The organism is Serratia sp. BNK-17, assembly GCF_048684935.1.
GTDB lineage: Bacteria > Pseudomonadota > Gammaproteobacteria > Enterobacterales > Enterobacteriaceae > Serratia > Serratia nematodiphila.
In genome coordinates, this window is sequence record NZ_JBLQTR010000001.1 from 1,666,838 (window position 1) to 1,683,667 (window position 16,830).

Annotated in this window: 10 protein-coding genes, 1 tRNA gene and 3 rRNA genes; 9 read left to right on the plus strand and 5 right to left on the minus strand. The window is 55.7% G+C overall.

The window, feature by feature from the left end:
• Positions 1-2 precede the first annotated feature (2 nt).
• Positions 3-1,004 carry a ribose operon transcriptional repressor RbsR gene (gene rbsR / locus ACMGF7_RS08000; protein WP_197800724.1) on the plus strand — a complete coding sequence of 334 codons (1,002 nt, stop codon included), beginning with the start codon at positions 3-5 and terminating at the stop codon, positions 1,002-1,004.
• Here the strand turns inward: rbsR and mdtD are convergent.
• Both mdtD and ACMGF7_RS08010 read right to left on the minus strand, forming a co-directional pair.
• Positions 1,001-2,416 carry a multidrug transporter subunit MdtD gene (mdtD, locus tag ACMGF7_RS08005; protein WP_015379462.1) on the minus strand — a complete coding sequence of 472 codons (1,416 nt, stop codon included), beginning with the start codon at positions 2,414-2,416 and terminating at the stop codon, positions 1,001-1,003. The two genes, rbsR and mdtD, sit on opposite strands and share 4 nt — an antisense overlap.
• A 67-nt stretch (positions 2,417-2,483) precedes the next feature.
• Positions 2,484-3,173, minus strand: coding sequence for a FadR/GntR family transcriptional regulator (locus tag ACMGF7_RS08010; protein ID WP_004933751.1), 690 nt, complete (start codon positions 3,171-3,173; stop codon positions 2,484-2,486).
• A gap of 475 nt (positions 3,174-3,648) precedes the next feature.
• Between ACMGF7_RS08010 and ACMGF7_RS08015 the strand changes: the two genes are divergently transcribed.
• The 4 genes from ACMGF7_RS08015 to rrf all read left to right on the plus strand — a co-directional run bounded on the left by ACMGF7_RS08015 (position 3,649) and on the right by rrf (position 8,713).
• Positions 3,649-5,190 (plus strand): 16S ribosomal RNA (locus ACMGF7_RS08015).
• A gap of 87 nt (positions 5,191-5,277) precedes the next feature.
• A tRNA-Glu gene (locus tag ACMGF7_RS08020) sits at positions 5,278-5,353 on the plus strand.
• Between the two features lie 239 nt (positions 5,354-5,592).
• Positions 5,593-8,499: ribosomal RNA gene (locus tag ACMGF7_RS08025) — 23S ribosomal RNA — on the plus strand.
• A gap of 98 nt (positions 8,500-8,597) precedes the next feature.
• A 5S ribosomal RNA gene (gene rrf / locus ACMGF7_RS08030) occupies positions 8,598-8,713 on the plus strand.
• The 16S, 23S and 5S rRNA genes sit together here with 1 tRNA gene alongside, the layout of an rRNA operon.
• A gap of 261 nt (positions 8,714-8,974) precedes the next feature.
• Here rrf and mobB read toward each other — a convergent pair.
• Both mobB and mobA read right to left on the minus strand, forming a co-directional pair.
• Positions 8,975-9,493: a molybdopterin-guanine dinucleotide biosynthesis protein MobB gene (gene mobB / locus ACMGF7_RS08035; protein WP_164095876.1), complete on the minus strand. Its 519-nt coding sequence runs from the start codon at positions 9,491-9,493 to the stop codon at positions 8,975-8,977.
• Complete coding sequence (gene mobA / locus ACMGF7_RS08040) at positions 9,490-10,080, minus strand: molybdenum cofactor guanylyltransferase MobA (RefSeq protein WP_049240864.1); 591 nt, start codon at positions 10,078-10,080, stop codon at positions 9,490-9,492. The genes mobB and mobA overlap by 4 nt, the downstream gene beginning before the upstream one ends.
• Positions 10,081-10,228: 148 nt before the next feature.
• On the opposite strand from mobA, the gene ACMGF7_RS08045 reads away from it, so the two are divergent.
• The 3 genes from ACMGF7_RS08045 (at position 10,229) to dsbA (ending at position 12,236) form a co-directional block, all read left to right on the plus strand.
• Positions 10,229-10,498: a YihD family protein gene (locus tag ACMGF7_RS08045; RefSeq protein WP_004931268.1), complete on the plus strand. Its 270-nt coding sequence runs from the start codon at positions 10,229-10,231 to the stop codon at positions 10,496-10,498.
• 98 nt (positions 10,499-10,596) lie between these two features.
• Positions 10,597-11,583, plus strand: a complete 987-nt coding sequence (locus ACMGF7_RS08050; RefSeq protein WP_420286414.1) for a serine/threonine protein kinase — start codon at positions 10,597-10,599, stop codon at positions 11,581-11,583.
• A 29-nt stretch (positions 11,584-11,612) separates the two neighbouring features.
• Positions 11,613-12,236, plus strand: coding sequence for a thiol:disulfide interchange protein DsbA (gene dsbA / locus ACMGF7_RS08055; protein WP_004931264.1), 624 nt, complete (start codon positions 11,613-11,615; stop codon positions 12,234-12,236).
• A gap of 42 nt (positions 12,237-12,278) precedes the next feature.
• On the opposite strand, the gene ACMGF7_RS08060 is transcribed toward dsbA, so the two are convergent.
• Entirely contained in the window at positions 12,279-13,175 is an 897-nt protein-coding gene (locus ACMGF7_RS08060; RefSeq protein WP_015379457.1) for an acyltransferase, read from the minus strand.
• Positions 13,176-13,672: 497 nt separating this feature from the next.
• On the opposite strand from ACMGF7_RS08060, the gene polA reads away from it, so the two are divergent.
• Entirely contained in the window at positions 13,673-16,471 is a 2,799-nt protein-coding gene (gene polA / locus ACMGF7_RS08065) for a DNA polymerase I (RefSeq protein ID WP_021504486.1), read from the plus strand.
• Positions 16,472-16,830: the final 359 nt, after the last annotated feature.

Genomic DNA, 16,830 nt, shown 5'->3' on the forward strand with positions numbered 1-16,830 from the left:
CTTTGGCCACCATGAAAGATGTCGCCCGCCTGGCGGGCGTTTCAACCTCTACCGTTTCGCATGTGGTCAACAACAATCGCTTTGTCAGCGACAGCGTGCGCGACAAGGTCATGGCGGCCGTGGAACAGTTGAACTATGCGCCTTCTGCGCTGGCGCGCAGCCTGAAGCTTAATCAGACCCGCACCATCGGCATGCTGGTGACCGCCAGCAACAACCCGTTTTATGCCGAAGTGGTGCGCGGCGTGGAGCGCAGCTGCTATGAACGTGGCTACAGTCTGATCCTGTGCAATACCGAAGAAGACGCCGCGCGCATGAACCGCAGCATGGAGACGCTGCTGCAAAAGCGCGTCGACGGTTTGCTGTTGATGTGCACCGAAAACCACCGGCCATCGCAAGATGCCCTGAGCCGCTACCCGTCATTGCCGATCGTGATGATGGATTGGGCGCCGTTCGAGGGCGCGAACGATATTATTCAGGATAACTCGCTGCTGGGCGGTGAGATGGCGACCGATCATCTGATCGCCCGCGGCTACCGCAAGATCGCCTGCATCGCCGGCCCGCAGGATAAAACCACCGCCCGTCACCGGCTGGAAGGCTATCGCAACGCGATGCGGCGCGCCGGATTACCGGTTCCGACAGGGTATGAAGTGCATTGCGACTTTGAGTTTGAGGGCGGCGTGAATGCCATGCACCAACTGTTGGCGCTGGACGAACCGCCGCATGCGGTGTTCGCCGGCAACGACGCGGTGGCGGTAGGCGTTTATCAGGCGCTGTATCAGGCCGGGCTTTCCGTGCCGCAGGATATGGCGGTGATGGGGTACGATGATATTGAGCTGGCGCGTTATCTGGCGCCGCCGCTGAGCACCATTCATCAACCGAAGGATTCGCTGGGCGAGCTGGCGATCGATGCGCTGATCAACCGCCTGCAAAACCCGGAGCGCGCGCCCCAGGTGCTGGTGCTGACGCCCGAGCTGGTGGAGCGCGCTTCGGTGGGGCGCCGTTAACTGGCCGCCTTCGCTTCTTTCTTGCTTTCCTGGCCGCTGATCAAATTGCGGCCATCTTTCCTTCTCAGCAACATAAACACTAGCGCCGACGCCACGGTGACGATCCCCATGGTGATAAAGGTGTAATGGAAGTGGTCGATCATGGTGCCTAACGACAGGGATTCGTAAAAACGCAGCACCGCCGCGCTGATCGCCACGCCGAAGCTGATGGACAGTTGTTGGGTGACCGCCAGGACGCTGTTGCCGGCGCTGGCGTTGGCGTCGTTCAAATCCGCCAGGCTGATGGTGTTCATGGCGGTGAACTGGGTGGACATCGCCATGCCCAGCACGAACAGCGGCAGGATCATCAGCCACAGCGGCATGCCCGGGCTTTGCAGGGCAAACTGGGCGATCAGCACCCCGATGATAACGGTGATGCCGACCAGCGTTTTACGATAACCGAACCAGCGCAGCACCTGAGTGACGGTGGATTTCGCCATCAGTGAGCCGATGGCGGTTGGCGCCATCATGCAACCGGCGACGATTGCCGTGTAACCGAATCCCACCTGCAGCATGAGCGGCATTAAAAACGGCACGCAGCCGGTGCCCAACCTGGAGGCGACGTTGCCGGCGATGCCGACCGAGAAGGTGCGGGTTTTGAACAGGTCGAGACCGATCAGCGGCTGAGGGTGGCGGCGTGCGTGCGCGATGTAGCCGAACAGCATCACGAAGCCGCTGAGCAGAATGCCCAGCGAAACGTAGCTCGCCAGCACCCGCTCGCCAAACAGTTCCAGCCCGGTAGAGATCAGCACCAGACTCAGGCCGAACAGCATAAAACCAAGGAAATCGAAGCGGCGTTTGGGCGTGGTGAAGTCCGGCATGTATTTGCGTGCATAGAAGATGCCGAGCAGACCGATAGGAATATTGATCAGGAAAATCCAGTGCCAGGTGGCGTAGGTTACCAGCCAGCCGCCCAGCAGCGGCCCGAGAATCGGCCCGACCAGGCCGGGCATGGTGACGAAGTTCAGCACCGGCAGCAGTTCGCTGCGCGGGTAGGCGCGCAGCAGCGCCAACCGCGCGACCGGCATCATCATCGCGCCGCCGATGCCCTGCAGCACGCGAGAGGCAACCAGCACGCTCAACGTGGGGGAGAGGGCGCACAACAGCGAACCGAGGGTGAATAACGTGACGGCGAAGATGAACACGCGGCGGGTGCCGAAGCGGTCCGCCAGCCAACCGCTGACCGGGATCAGCATCGCCACCGTCAGCGTGTAGCTGATGACGGCCGATTGCATCGCCAGCGGCGAACGCCCCAGGCTTTGGGCGATCGCCGGCAGCGCGGTGTTGAGGATAGTGGCGTCCAGCGCCTGCATAAAGAACGCCATTGCGGCGATCCACGGTAGTCCTGCCATACTGCGCGCGGATTGGGTCATGGTCGGTCCTGGTTAAATGGTCGTCTGTCCCTCGTCTCTTTCTTCTATATATAAGCGGGGAGCGTGTCTAGTCTTTCTCTTTCAGCAGCACCTGGCAGGCGACGAGTGCGCCTGCGCTGTCTCCGGCGAGTATCGCATCGACGATAGCCTGATGATGGCGCAGCTTGATCACTTCATTGCCGGTGATGGCGCGGAAGTAGCTTTGGTACACCGAACTGAACAGGTTGGCGAACGAGGTCAGGAACGGGTTGCCGCTGGCCTCGTAGATAAGCTGGTGGAATTGGGTATCGACCTGGATCCAACGCTCGCGATCAAACTGGGTATGCAGCGCGCGCATTTCCGCCATCAGCCCCGCCAGCAACTTGGTTTGTTGCGGGCTGGCGTGGTTTGCCGCCAACGCGCAGGCCTGCGGCTCCAGCGAGGTGCGCAAGATAAGGAAGTGTTGCATCACCTGATCGAAGTTTTCCCGCGTCATCCACCAGGTCAGTAAATCTTGATCGAGGAAATTCCATTGGCTTTGCGGCATCACGCGGGTGCCAATGCGCGGGCGCGGCAACAACATGCCTTTGGCGGCTAACATCTTTACCGCTTCGCGCACCGCGGTGCGGCTGACGCCGAATTGCTCGCCCAGTTCCATTTCACCAGGCAGGATGCTGCCGGCCTGATAATCGCCTGCCAGAATTTGTTGGCCGAGTTTTTCTGCAAGCAGATAAGAAAGATTGCGTTGGGCGGCCTGTTGTTGTGCATTTAACGGCATGGCTGCGGATCCTTACTGACATCGTTATTTCTATTTTACTCCAGTGATCGCCAGCTTTTATGGCTGTTTACCTGAAAAAGTGACATTAATTCGCCGCTTTTTCGCCCTTTTGTTGAAAAAATCCGCGCTTGAAAAGTTTTTTGCAATTAGGGGTTGCGGCCCGCCGAGAACTCCCTATAATGCGCCTCCACTGACCGGGAACAACGACTGACAAGCCGCCGGGTCAGCGAGAAGAAAGCGAAATAAACGCTTGACTCTCCGGGCGAAAAGCGTAGTATACGCAGCCCGCGCCGATGAGTTTCTCGGCACTGCTCTTTAACAATTTATCAGACAATCTGTGTGGGCACTCCACAAGACGATATCCAGCATCTTCGGATGCAAAAAAATATCAAGTCTTGAAGAGTGACTAACTGAAGTAAAATTCATGCAGTAAATCTTTGAGCATCGCTTCTCGAGTGGAAGCACATCAAGCTTTTAATTGAAGAGTTTGATCATGGCTCAGATTGAACGCTGGCGGCAGGCTTAACACATGCAAGTCGAGCGGTAGCACAGGGGAGCTTGCTCCCCGGGTGACGAGCGGCGGACGGGTGAGTAATGTCTGGGAAACTGCCTGATGGAGGGGGATAACTACTGGAAACGGTAGCTAATACCGCATAACGTCGCAAGACCAAAGAGGGGGACCTTCGGGCCTCTTGCCATCAGATGTGCCCAGATGGGATTAGCTAGTAGGTGGGGTAATGGCTCACCTAGGCGACGATCCCTAGCTGGTCTGAGAGGATGACCAGCCACACTGGAACTGAGACACGGTCCAGACTCCTACGGGAGGCAGCAGTGGGGAATATTGCACAATGGGCGCAAGCCTGATGCAGCCATGCCGCGTGTGTGAAGAAGGCCTTCGGGTTGTAAAGCACTTTCAGCGAGGAGGAAGGTGGTGAGCTTAATACGTTCATCAATTGACGTTACTCGCAGAAGAAGCACCGGCTAACTCCGTGCCAGCAGCCGCGGTAATACGGAGGGTGCAAGCGTTAATCGGAATTACTGGGCGTAAAGCGCACGCAGGCGGTTTGTTAAGTCAGATGTGAAATCCCCGGGCTCAACCTGGGAACTGCATTTGAAACTGGCAAGCTAGAGTCTCGTAGAGGGGGGTAGAATTCCAGGTGTAGCGGTGAAATGCGTAGAGATCTGGAGGAATACCGGTGGCGAAGGCGGCCCCCTGGACGAAGACTGACGCTCAGGTGCGAAAGCGTGGGGAGCAAACAGGATTAGATACCCTGGTAGTCCACGCTGTAAACGATGTCGATTTGGAGGTTGTGCCCTTGAGGCGTGGCTTCCGGAGCTAACGCGTTAAATCGACCGCCTGGGGAGTACGGCCGCAAGGTTAAAACTCAAATGAATTGACGGGGGCCCGCACAAGCGGTGGAGCATGTGGTTTAATTCGATGCAACGCGAAGAACCTTACCTACTCTTGACATCCAGAGAACTTTCCAGAGATGGATTGGTGCCTTCGGGAACTCTGAGACAGGTGCTGCATGGCTGTCGTCAGCTCGTGTTGTGAAATGTTGGGTTAAGTCCCGCAACGAGCGCAACCCTTATCCTTTGTTGCCAGCGGTTCGGCCGGGAACTCAAAGGAGACTGCCAGTGATAAACTGGAGGAAGGTGGGGATGACGTCAAGTCATCATGGCCCTTACGAGTAGGGCTACACACGTGCTACAATGGCGTATACAAAGAGAAGCGACCTCGCGAGAGCAAGCGGACCTCATAAAGTACGTCGTAGTCCGGATTGGAGTCTGCAACTCGACTCCATGAAGTCGGAATCGCTAGTAATCGTAGATCAGAATGCTACGGTGAATACGTTCCCGGGCCTTGTACACACCGCCCGTCACACCATGGGAGTGGGTTGCAAAAGAAGTAGGTAGCTTAACCTTCGGGAGGGCGCTTACCACTTTGTGATTCATGACTGGGGTGAAGTCGTAACAAGGTAACCGTAGGGGAACCTGCGGTTGGATCACCTCCTTACCTAAAGATATTGCTTCGAGTGGCGTGCTCACACAGATTGTCTGATAGAAAGTAACGAGCAAAAGCGTCATAAAAGTACGGTGTCGTGTCCCCTTCGTCTAGAGGCCTAGGACACCGCCCTTTCACGGCGGTAACAGGGGTTCGAATCCCCTAGGGGACGCCAAGCTTCCGACCCACCCGGTGAAAGCGGCGGTCTTCAGTATCTGACGATACACCATATCTTAAAGATGACTTCCGAGTCATGTTTAAGATATTGCTCTTTAACAATCTGGAACAAGCTGAAAATTGAAACATGACGGCTGAAATTTATCCCTCCGTAGAAGTACTGGGATAAAGAGTAACCTGTCATAGAGTCTCTCAAATGTTTGCAGCGCGAACGATGGAAACATCTTCGGGTTGTGAGGTTAAGTGACTAAGCGTACACGGTGGATGCCTAGGCAGTCAGAGGCGATGAAGGGCGTGCTAATCTGCGAAAAGCGTCGGTAAGGTGATATGAACCGTTATAACCGGCGATACCCGAATGGGGAAACCCAGTGTGTTTCGACACACTATCATGTCATGAATACATAGTGGCATGAGGCGAACCGGGGGAACTGAAACATCTAAGTACCCCGAGGAAAAGAAATCAACCGAGATTCCCCCAGTAGCGGCGAGCGAACGGGGAGGAGCCCAGAACCTGAATCGGCTTGTGTGTTAGTGGAAGCGTCTGGAAAGTCGCGCAGCAAAGGGTGATAGCCCCGTACACTAAAATGCACAGGTCGTGAGTTCGATGAGTAGGGCGGGACACGTGACATCCTGTCTGAATATGGGGGGACCATCCTCCAAGGCTAAATACTCCTGACTGACCGATAGTGAACCAGTACCGTGAGGGAAAGGCGAAAAGAACCCCGGCGAGGGGAGTGAAATAGAACCTGAAACCGTGTACGTACAAGCAGTGGGAGCACCTTCGTGGTGTGACTGCGTACCTTTTGTATAATGGGTCAGCGACTTATATTTTGTAGCAAGGTTAACCGTATAGGGGAGCCGTAGGGAAACCGAGTCTTAACTGGGCGACTAGTTGCAAGGTATAGACCCGAAACCCGGTGATCTAGCCATGGGCAGGTTGAAGGTTGGGTAACACTAACTGGAGGACCGAACCGACTAATGTTGAAAAATTAGCGGATGACTTGTGGCTGGGGGTGAAAGGCCAATCAAACCGGGAGATAGCTGGTTCTCCCCGAAAGCTATTTAGGTAGCGCCTCGTGAACTCATCTTCGGGGGTAGAGCACTGTTTCGGCTAGGGGGCCATCCCGGCTTACCAAACCGATGCAAACTCCGAATACCGAAGAATGTTATCACGGGAGACACACGGCGGGTGCTAACGTCCGTCGTGAAGAGGGAAACAACCCAGACCGCCAGCTAAGGTCCCAAAGTCATGGTTAAGTGGGAAACGATGTGGGAAGGCATAGACAGCCAGGATGTTGGCTTAGAAGCAGCCATCATTTAAAGAAAGCGTAATAGCTCACTGGTCGAGTCGGCCTGCGCGGAAGATGTAACGGGGCTAAACCATGCACCGAAGCTGCGGCAGCGACGCTTAGCGTTGTTGGGTAGGGGAGCGTTCTGTAAGCCGTTGAAGGTGGCCTGTGAGGGTTGCTGGAGGTATCAGAAGTGCGAATGCTGACATAAGTAACGATAAAGCGGGTGAAAAGCCCGCTCGCCGGAAGACCAAGGGTTCCTGTCCAACGTTAATCGGGGCAGGGTGAGTCGACCCCTAAGGCGAGGCTGAAAAGCGTAGTCGATGGGAAACAGGTTAATATTCCTGTACTTGGTGTTACTGCGAAGGGGGGACGGAGAAGGCTAGGCTAGCCGGGCGACGGTTGTCCCGGTTTAAGCGTGTAGGGGGTGTGACCTGGTAAATCCGGTTGCATACTAACCCTGAGGCGTGATGACGATGCACTACGGTGCAGAAGTAGTTGATGCCCTGCTTCCAGGAAAATCCTCTAAGCTCCAGGTAACATTAAATCGTACCCCAAACCGACACAGGTGGTCAGGTAGAGAATACCAAGGCGCTTGAGAGAACTCGGGTGAAGGAACTAGGCAAAATGGTGCCGTAACTTCGGGAGAAGGCACGCTGGCATGTAGGTGAAGTCCCTTGCGGATGGAGCTGAAGCCAGTCGAAGATACCAGCTGGCTGCAACTGTTTAATAAAAACACAGCACTGTGCAAACACGAAAGTGGACGTATACGGTGTGACGCCTGCCCGGTGCTGGAAGGTTAATTGATGGGGTCAGCCGCAAGGCGAAGCTCTTGATCGAAGCCCCAGTAAACGGCGGCCGTAACTATAACGGTCCTAAGGTAGCGAAATTCCTTGTCGGGTAAGTTCCGACCTGCACGAATGGCGTAATGATGGCCAGGCTGTCTCCACCCGAGACTCAGTGAAATTGAACTCGCTGTGAAGATGCAGTGTACCCGCGGCAAGACGGAAAGACCCCGTGAACCTTTACTATAGCTTGACACTGAACATTGAGCCTTGATGTGTAGGATAGGTGGGAGGCTTTGAAGCGTGGACGCCAGTCTGCGTGGAGCCATCCTTGAAATACCACCCTTTAATGTTTGATGTTCTAACTCGGCCCCGTGATCCGGGGTGAGGACAGTGTCTGGTGGGTAGTTTGACTGGGGCGGTCTCCTCCCAAAGAGTAACGGAGGAGCACGAAGGTTAGCTAATCACGGTCGGACATCGTGAGGTTAGTGCAAAGGCATAAGCTAGCTTGACTGCGAGAGTGACGGCTCGAGCAGGTACGAAAGTAGGTCTTAGTGATCCGGTGGTTCTGAATGGAAGGGCCATCGCTCAACGGATAAAAGGTACTCCGGGGATAACAGGCTGATACCGCCCAAGAGTTCATATCGACGGCGGTGTTTGGCACCTCGATGTCGGCTCATCACATCCTGGGGCTGAAGTAGGTCCCAAGGGTATGGCTGTTCGCCATTTAAAGTGGTACGCGAGCTGGGTTTAGAACGTCGTGAGACAGTTCGGTCCCTATCTGCCGTGGGCGTTGGAAGATTGAGAGGGGTTGCTCCTAGTACGAGAGGACCGGAGTGAACGCACCACTGGTGTTCGGGTTGTCATGCCAATGGCATTGCCCGGTAGCTAAGTGCGGAAAAGATAAGCGCTGAAAGCATCTAAGCGCGAAACTTGCCTCAAGATGAGTCTTCCCTGGGCCTTTAAGGCCCCTGAAGGAACGTTTAAGACTAAGACGTTGATAGGCTGGGTGTGTAAGTGCAGCGATGCATTGAGCTAACCAGTACTAATGATCCGTGAGGCTTAACCTTACAACACCGAAGGTGTTTTTAGAGAGATTTTCAGCAAAGTTCCGAGATTGGTTCTGATGGCGACACGAGAGTGAAGCGGTTGGAATGAAACGAATTTGCCTGGCGGCAATAGCGCGGTGGTCCCACCTGACCCCATGCCGAACTCAGAAGTGAAACGCCGTAGCGCCGATGGTAGTGTGGGGTCTCCCCATGCGAGAGTAGGACACTGCCAGGCATCAAATAAAACAACAAGCCTCATGCGAAAGCATGGGGCTTTTTGTTTTGTCTGTTATCTGGCGTTCTGCTCGAGCATGGGCATCCTGAGACGAATGGTGTAGGACAAATCCGCCGGGAGCGGATTTGAACGTTGCGAAGCAACGGCCCGAAGGGGGGCGGGCAGGACGCCCGCCATAAACTGCCAGGCATCAAACAAAGCCGAAAGCCCTGAACTGACGTTCAGGGCTTTTTGCTATGCGTAAAACGTAAAAAAGCGCAGCTACGCTGCGCCTTTCAACCACTCGACAATAAATTCGGCGATGCTTTCCGGTTGATTGAGATCCAGCTGCTTAGCTGAGATGGATAGTGGTCGGTCGCTGGCTACCGCCACGACAAACTGATCCAACATGTCTTCCAACGGTTTGCCGATCTCGGTCCGATAAAGCAGGATTTTGCTGACCGGCTCATGTTTAAACCCTTCAACAAGAATCAAATCGATCTTATCGGCATCAAAACGCTCTGCCAGGTAGCGTAGATCCAAAGGTTGTTGCTCCGGCGTTTCGGTCATTAATGCCCAGCGGCGATCGCTGGCGACCAGCGTCTGATCGGCGCCCGCTTTACGCAGCTCATAGCTGTCCTTACCTGGCGTATCCACATCCATATCGTGATGCGTATGTTTGATCAGTCCAATCCTTACCTGGCGCTGTTTCAGCAACGGGATCAGCTGTTTGAGCAGGGTGGTTTTTCCCGTACCGCTGTAGGCGCCGATGGCCAGCAAGGGGGGCAATGAACGATTCATTTCTTTAACTCTCGTGTTTGCTGCCAATGTCGGCAGTCTTCCGGCGTATTCAGGTTATGAAATGCCGCTTGTTGTCCGCTGAACACCACGCGTTGTGCGTTAATCTGATGCAAGAACAGCATCAGCTTGCGTTCACCGCGCGCCAGATAGTCGGCCAGCTGCGGCGCTATTTGGGTATGCAGTAACGCCAGCGTAGGGTGATCACGTTCGCCATCGCTGGCAAAGGCAGCCGGCGCAGCGCCTTTTTGCCGCCAGAGTTGTGCCACTAAGTCAGCGGGAAAGTCGGGGACGTCACAAGGGACGAAGGCCACCCATTCGTTGGAAGATTGCTTGAGTCCGGCCAGCATACCGGCCAACGGCCCGGCGAAATCGGGCGTCAGATCGCCAATCACCGGCAAACCGCTCGCCTGGTAACATGCCTGATTGCGATTGGCGCTGATGACGATGGAAGCCACCTGCGGCCGTAACCGAGCCAATATGTGTTGATAGAGTGCGATACCACCAATCGACACCAGGCCTTTGTCTTCACCGCCCATACGCGTGGCCCGTCCACCGGCCAAAATGACGCCGCTGATTTCTTTATGCATCTCGTTTATCCCGCCTTGTCGATGGGCTGATTGTAGCGCTAAAGCAGGCGTGACATCAGGATTTACCTTTATTGACAAGCCGGTTCTTTCACTGTGTGGGTAAGCCTGTTACTTTGTGAGTTTATTCATGCTATTGGACGATATTGAGATGAAAACGCATCGCGTAAACGAGTTGATCGAGCTGTTGCACCCGGCCTGGCAGGAAGATCCCGATCTCAATTTGATGCAGTTTTTGCAAAAGCTGGCGAAGGAAGCGGGCTTCCAGGGCGAGTTGTCCGAACTGAGCGACGACATTCTCATTTATCACCTGAAAATGCGCGGTAGCGCCGGCACGGATCAGATCCCGGGTCTGAAGAAAGATTACGAAGAAGATTTTAAAACGGCGCTGCTGCGCGCTCGCGGCGTTATCAAGGACTGATCCTCGTGCGGTGCGAGAAAGCATAGCGCGTGAAATGCGCCATTAATGCTACTATTTCTCATTCCCGGCACCGTGCTGTCAGCGATCAAACGAACGTTATGAATAACTCTGCTTTTAATTTCGAAACCCTGTCGCCCGATTTGATTATGGACGCGCTAGAAGGAGTTGGCCTGCGCGTCGATTCCGGCCTCACGGCGCTGAACAGCTACGAGAACCGCGTCTATCAGTTTATGGACGAAGATCGCCGGCGCTACGTGGTGAAGTTTTACCGCCCGGAGCGCTGGAGCGCCGCACAGATCGGTGAGGAACATCAGTTCGCTCTGGATCTGGCCGGTGCGGAGATCCCGGCGGTGGCGCCGTTGGCGCTGCAAGGCGCTACCCTGCATACGCACGGCGGCTTTTTCTTTGCCCTGTTCCCCAGCGTAGGGGGCCGGCAATACGAGATAGACAATCTGGATCAGTTGGAATGGGTGGGCCGTTTTTTGGGGCGTATCCACCAGGTCGGCGGTGAGCGTTTGTTCGCTGAGCGGCCAACGATGGGGATTGAAGAGTACCTCACCGGCCCGCGTCAGGTGCTGGTCGATTGCGGGCTGCTACCGGCAACGCAGCGTGACGCGTTCCTGCAGGCGACGGATAATCTGATTGCGGCGATCAAGTCGCACTGGCATCTGAACTGGCAGCCGCGCCGTTTGCACGGTGACTGCCATCCGGGCAATATTCTGTGGTGCGATGGCCCGCTGTTCGTCGATCTTGATGACGCGCGCAACGGCCCGGCAGTGCAGGATCTGTGGATGTTGCTGCATGGCGAACGTCGCGATCAACTGATGCAGCTGGATGTCTTGCTGGAGGCGTATAGCGAATTTGCCGAGTTCGATCAGCGCGAGCTGGCGTTGATTGAACCACTGCGGGCGATGCGCATGGTGTATTACCTGGCCTGGGTCGCTCGCCGCTGGCAGGATCCGGCCTTCCCTAAGAGTTTTCCGTGGATGGCGGAGTCTGATTTCTGGTTGTCTCAGACTGCGGCCTTCACCGAACAGGTTAAGCTGTTGCAGGAGCCTCCTCTGCAGCTGACGCCAATGTATTGAAGCTTTAACACAATGGAGAGTTTAGTCTTATGAAAAAAATATGGTTGGCGCTCGTTGGCATGGTGATGGCATTCAGCGCCTCGGCGGCACAGTTTAGCGATGGCGCTCAGTATGTGACTCTGGACAAACCGGTGACCGGCGAGCCGCAGGTGTTGGAGTTCTTCTCCTTCTACTGCCCGCACTGCTACCAGTTCGAGCAGGTCTATCATGTGTCTGAGAACGTAAAGAAAGCGCTGCCTGCCGGCACCAAAATGACCAAGTACCACGTGGAGTTCCTGGGGCCGTTGGGCAAACAGCTGACTCAGGCGTGGGCGGTGGCGATGGCGCTGGGCGTGGAAGACAAGGTGAGCCCGCTGATGTTTGAAGCGGTGCAGAAAACCCAGACCGTGCAAACGCCGGACGATATCCGCAACGTCTTCGTGAAAGCGGGCGTGACCGCTGCAGATTATGACGCGGCCTGGAACAGCTTCGTGGTGAAATCTCTGGTGGTTCAACAGGAGAAAGCCGCAGAAGATCTGCAGCTGCGCGGCGTGCCGGCGGTATTCGTCAACGGCAAATACATGGTTAAAAACGATGGCCTGGACACCAGCTCGATGGACGCTTACGTGAAGCAGTTCGCCGATGTGGTTAAATTCCTCAGCCAGCAGAAATAAGCCTGATTCAATATGAAAAACGCCGGCATCGCCGGCGTTTTTTTATCCGTATTGCCGCTTCAATTTATCCAGCAACCGGTCTTTTTCCTGCCACAGCGTATTCAGCCACAGCTGGAAGCGCCGCTTGAACTGTTTGTCGTTGAAGTAGTCGCCGTGCAGGGTTTCATCGATCGGCAGCGTCTCTATTCTCACCACGATACGCGTCAGCCGCCCACACAGCATATCCATAAAAGGCCGCTGGTTATTTTCCGGATAGAGCAGAGTAACGTTCAACACTTTGTCGAACTGATTGCCCAGCGCGCTGAGCGTAAACGCGATGCCGGCGGCTTTAGGCGCCAGCAAATTGCGATACGGCGAGTTGCTTTTAATTTTCTTGGCTTCAGTGAAGCGCGAACCCTCGACGAAATTGACGATGGTGGTTGGACGCTGGCGGAATTTTTCGCAGGAACGGCGCGTCGTTTCGATATCCTTGCCGCGCTTTTCCGGATGCTTGAGCAAATAGGCGCGGGAGTAACGCTTCATGAATGGCATATCCAGCGCCCAGCAGGCCAGGCCGACAAAAGGCACCCAGGCGAGCTGTTGCTTGAGGAAATACTTATTCATTGGAATATGATTTCTGAACAGCACGCATAACACGACAATGTCCGACCAGCTTTCGTGGTTGCTGATCAGCAGATACCAGTTTTTGCGATCCAACCCTTCCAGCCCTTCAATATCCCAACGCAGTTGCCCGTTAATGCGCAATAACAGCGCCAGCCCTTGGCACCAACACCACATCATGAAATCGGCGAAAGCCGAGATATATCGCCAGACGGCGGGAATGGGCACCAGGAGTTTCACGATGCCGGCCAGCGTGATGGGGATGGAGCACAACACCGTCACCAGAATGGTAAGTATGACGGAAATGATAAAGATAACAGGCGTTAACAATCTTGGCATGATTATGGGCTGACGGTTGTTGGGAACATCGTTGCATGCCAAAGCGCATGAACAAAAACGCATTTTAACAGAAATCGCCGGGGTAAAGCGCCGCTAAAAATCACTGTTTTTCGTCTCGATGGATAACCATTTGCTGAGTTTTCGTGCAACTTGTCCAGCTTGTGCTATGGTAATTGAGGCGCCGAATTTGATTAATAGTGCGATTAAAATCCGGCGAAAGTTATATCCACAAATTCAATAAATGCCAGTAATAAAGCGTCGCCGGAATTCGTTCTTTTAACGCGGTGATTTAAATAGGAATTTTATTCGCCGTTATAACGATAATCGCAGCGTTATAATTCGGTCTCTTTTCTATGCACAAAGTTATCCACAGGTAAGATCTTGCGGATCCTCGCACACAATCACATCATTTTCGTCCGCAATGCACGCTAAGGTTCGTCTCCGGCGGCCAGCTATGGCATGCTTACCTCTATGTCCGATCACGATAAAGAAACGCTATGGCCCAGATTGCAGAAAACCCACTAATCCTGGTTGACGGTTCCTCCTACCTCTACCGCGCTTATCACGCCTTCCCGCCGCTGACCAACTCGGCGGGCGAGCCGACCGGCGCGATGTACGGCGTGCTGAATATGCTGCGCAGCCTGCTGCTGCAGTATCAACCGAGCCACGTTGCCGTGGTGTTTGATGCCAAAGGGAAAACCTTCCGCGATGATCTCTTCGCTGAATACAAATCACACCGGCCGCCGATGCCGGACGATCTGCGCGCGCAGATCGAGCCGCTGCACAGCATGGTCAAGGCGATGGGCCTGCCGCTGCTGGTGACACCCGGCGTTGAGGCGGACGACGTTATCGGTACGCTGGCGTTGGAGGCCGAAAAGGCCGGCCATGCGGTGCTGATCAGCACCGGCGACAAAGACATGGCGCAGCTGGTGACGCCGAACGTCACCCTGATCAACACCATGAACAACACGATCCTCGGCCCGCAGGAAGTGTGCGACAAGTACGGCATTCCGCCGGAGTTGATCATCGACTTCCTGGCGCTGATGGGCGATTCATCGGACAACATTCCCGGCGTGCCGGGCGTGGGCGAGAAAACCGCCCAGGCGTTGCTGCAGGGGATCGGCGGGCTGGATGCGCTGTACGGCAATCTGGAGAACATCGCCACGCTGAGCTTCCGCGGCGCCAAAACCATGGCGGCCAAGCTGGAGCAGAACAAAGAGGTCGCGTACCTCTCCTATAAGCTGGCGACGATCAAAACCGACGTCGAACTGGATCTGACCTGCGCGGACCTGACGGTATCTGAGCCGGATGTCGATACGCTGCAACAGCTGTTCAAACAGTACGAGTTCAAACGCTGGCTGGCGGACGTGGAAGCCGGCGTCTGGCTGGAAAACAAGAAAGGCGCGGGCGCGAAAGCTGCCGGCGCCGCCAAACCGGCAGCCGCCGTGGAAGCGCCGAAAGCCTTGGCGGAAGCCAAGCTGTCCCAGGACGGGTATGTCACTATCCTGGATGAAGCGACCTTTACCGACTGGCTGGCGCGGCTGAAAAAGGCCGACGTGTTTGCCTTCGATACCGAAACCGACGGTCTGGATACCCTGACCGCCAACCTGATCGGCCTGTCCTTCGCGATCGCGCCGGGCGAAGCGGCCTATTTGCCGGTGGCGCACGATTATCTGGATGCGCCGGCGCAGCTGGATCGCGCTTATGTGCTGGAGGCGCTCAAGCCGCTGCTGGAAGACGAGAAGGCGCTCAAGGTCGGGCAAAACCTGAAGTTCGACATGAGCCTGCTGGCGCGCTACGGCATCGAGATGCGCGGCATCGCCTACGACACCATGTTGGAGTCCTATGTGCTGGACAGCGTCGGCGGCCGTCACGATATGGACAGCCTGGCCGATCGTTATCTGGGCCACAAAACCATCACCTTCGAAGAGATCGCCGGCAAGGGCAAAAACCAGCTGACGTTCAATCAGATCGCGCTGGAGCAGGCGGCGCCTTACGCCGCCGAAGATGCCGATGTCACGCTGCAGCTGCACCTGGCGATGTGGCCGCAGCTGAAACAGAGCGCGGAACTGCTGACGGTATTCAATGAGATTGAAATGCCGCTGCTGCCGGTGCTGTCGCATATCGAACGCACCGGGGTGCTGATCGATCCGGCCATTTTGTCGGCCCACTCCCAGGAGTTGGCCAAGCGTCTGGCAGAGTTGGAGGCGCAGGCCCACGAGCTGGCGGAAGAGCCGTTCAACCTGGCGTCGACCAAGCAGCTGCAGGCGATCCTGTACGAAAAACAAAAGCTGCCGGTGCTGAAGAAAACCCCGGGCGGGGCGCCGTCCACCAACGAAGAGGTGCTGGCCGAGCTGGCGCTGGACTACCCGCTGCCGAAGGTGATCCTGGAATACCGCGGCCTGGCGAAACTGAAGACCACCTATACCGACAAGCTGCCGTTGATGATCAATCCGGTCAGCGGCCGGGTGCATACCTCGTACCATCAGGCGGTGACCGCCACCGGCCGCCTCTCCTCGAGCGATCCGAACCTGCAGAATATCCCGGTGCGCAACGAAGAAGGGCGGCGCATTCGCCAGGCCTTTATTGCGCCGGAAGGCTACCGCATCGTTGCGGCCGACTACTCGCAGATCGAGCTGCGCATCATGGCGCATCTGTCACAGGATGAGGGTCTGCTGAAGGCCTTTGCCGAAGGGAAAGACATTCACCGCGCCACGGCGTCGGAAGTTTTCGGCGTGCCGTTGGATAAAGTGACCGGCGAGCAGCGCCGCAGCGCCAAGGCGATTAACTTCGGTTTGATTTACGGCATGAGCGCCTTCGGCCTGGCGCGTCAGTTGGGGATCCCGCGTGGGGAAGCCCAGCGCTATATGGATCTCTACTTTGAGCGTTACCCGGGCGTGCTGGATTACATGGAGCGCACCCGTCAGCAGGCTTCCGAGCAGGGCTATGTCAGCACGCTGGACGGCCGCCGTCTGTATCTGCCGGACGTCCGCTCCAGCAACGCCATGCGCCGCAAGGCGGCCGAGCGCGCCGCCATCAACGCCCCGATGCAGGGCACGGCAGCCGATATCATCAAGCGTGCGATGATCGAGGTCGACGCCTGGCTGCAAGGGCAGGAGAAGCCGTTGGTGCGCGCGATCATGCAGGTGCACGATGAATTGGTGTTCGAGGTGCATGAATCGGTGATCGAAGAAGCCAGCCAGCGCATCCGCCAACTGATGGAAGGCAGCATGGCTCTGGCGGTGCCGCTGAAGGTCGATGTGGGCGTCGGCATGAACTGGGATGAAGCGCACTGATCGCCGGGTTATCGCCGTATGCGCTAACTGGCGAGAAGCTAAGCACTTTTCGTAATTAAGCTACAAGATGCGGCGATAGTTTCCCCAACTTCGCCGTTCTTGCGCCGCAAATTGTGTAAGTAAACTACAAAAAATTCTTTTTCCCTGCGAAAAAATGATGTAGAGTTACAGGCGTAGGGTACAGAGGTAAGATGTTCTATCTTTCAGACCTTTTACTTCACGTAATCGGATTTGGCTGAATATTTAGCCGCCCCAGTCAGTATTGACTGGGGCGTTTTTTATTGTAAAAACAGCAGCAAACCATACGTTTTTCCTATCGCTCGGCCCCGCTTTTCATTTCAGCTTCCGCTCCCTCAATC

Bases quoted from the DNA above. Each gene is read 5' to 3' on its own strand.
- mdtD (WP_015379462.1), bottom strand. From the start codon at position 2,416: ATGACCCAATCCGCGCGCAGTATGGCAGGACTACCGTGGATCGCCGCA.
- ACMGF7_RS08010 (WP_004933751.1), bottom strand. From the start codon at position 3,173: ATGCCGTTAAATGCACAACAACAGGCCGCCCAACGCAATCTTTCTTAT.
- mobB (WP_164095876.1), bottom strand. From the start codon at position 9,493: ATGAATCGTTCATTGCCCCCCTTGCTGGCCATCGGCGCCTACAGCGGT.
- mobA (WP_049240864.1), bottom strand. From the start codon at position 10,080: ATGCATAAAGAAATCAGCGGCGTCATTTTGGCCGGTGGACGGGCCACG.
- ACMGF7_RS08045 (WP_004931268.1), top strand. From the start codon at position 10,229: ATGAAAACGCATCGCGTAAACGAGTTGATCGAGCTGTTGCACCCGGCC.
- ACMGF7_RS08050 (WP_420286414.1), top strand. From the start codon at position 10,597: ATGAATAACTCTGCTTTTAATTTCGAAACCCTGTCGCCCGATTTGATT.
- dsbA (WP_004931264.1), top strand. From the start codon at position 11,613: ATGAAAAAAATATGGTTGGCGCTCGTTGGCATGGTGATGGCATTCAGC.
- ACMGF7_RS08060 (WP_015379457.1), bottom strand. From the start codon at position 13,175: ATGCCAAGATTGTTAACGCCTGTTATCTTTATCATTTCCGTCATACTT.
- polA (WP_021504486.1), top strand. From the start codon at position 13,673: ATGGCCCAGATTGCAGAAAACCCACTAATCCTGGTTGACGGTTCCTCC.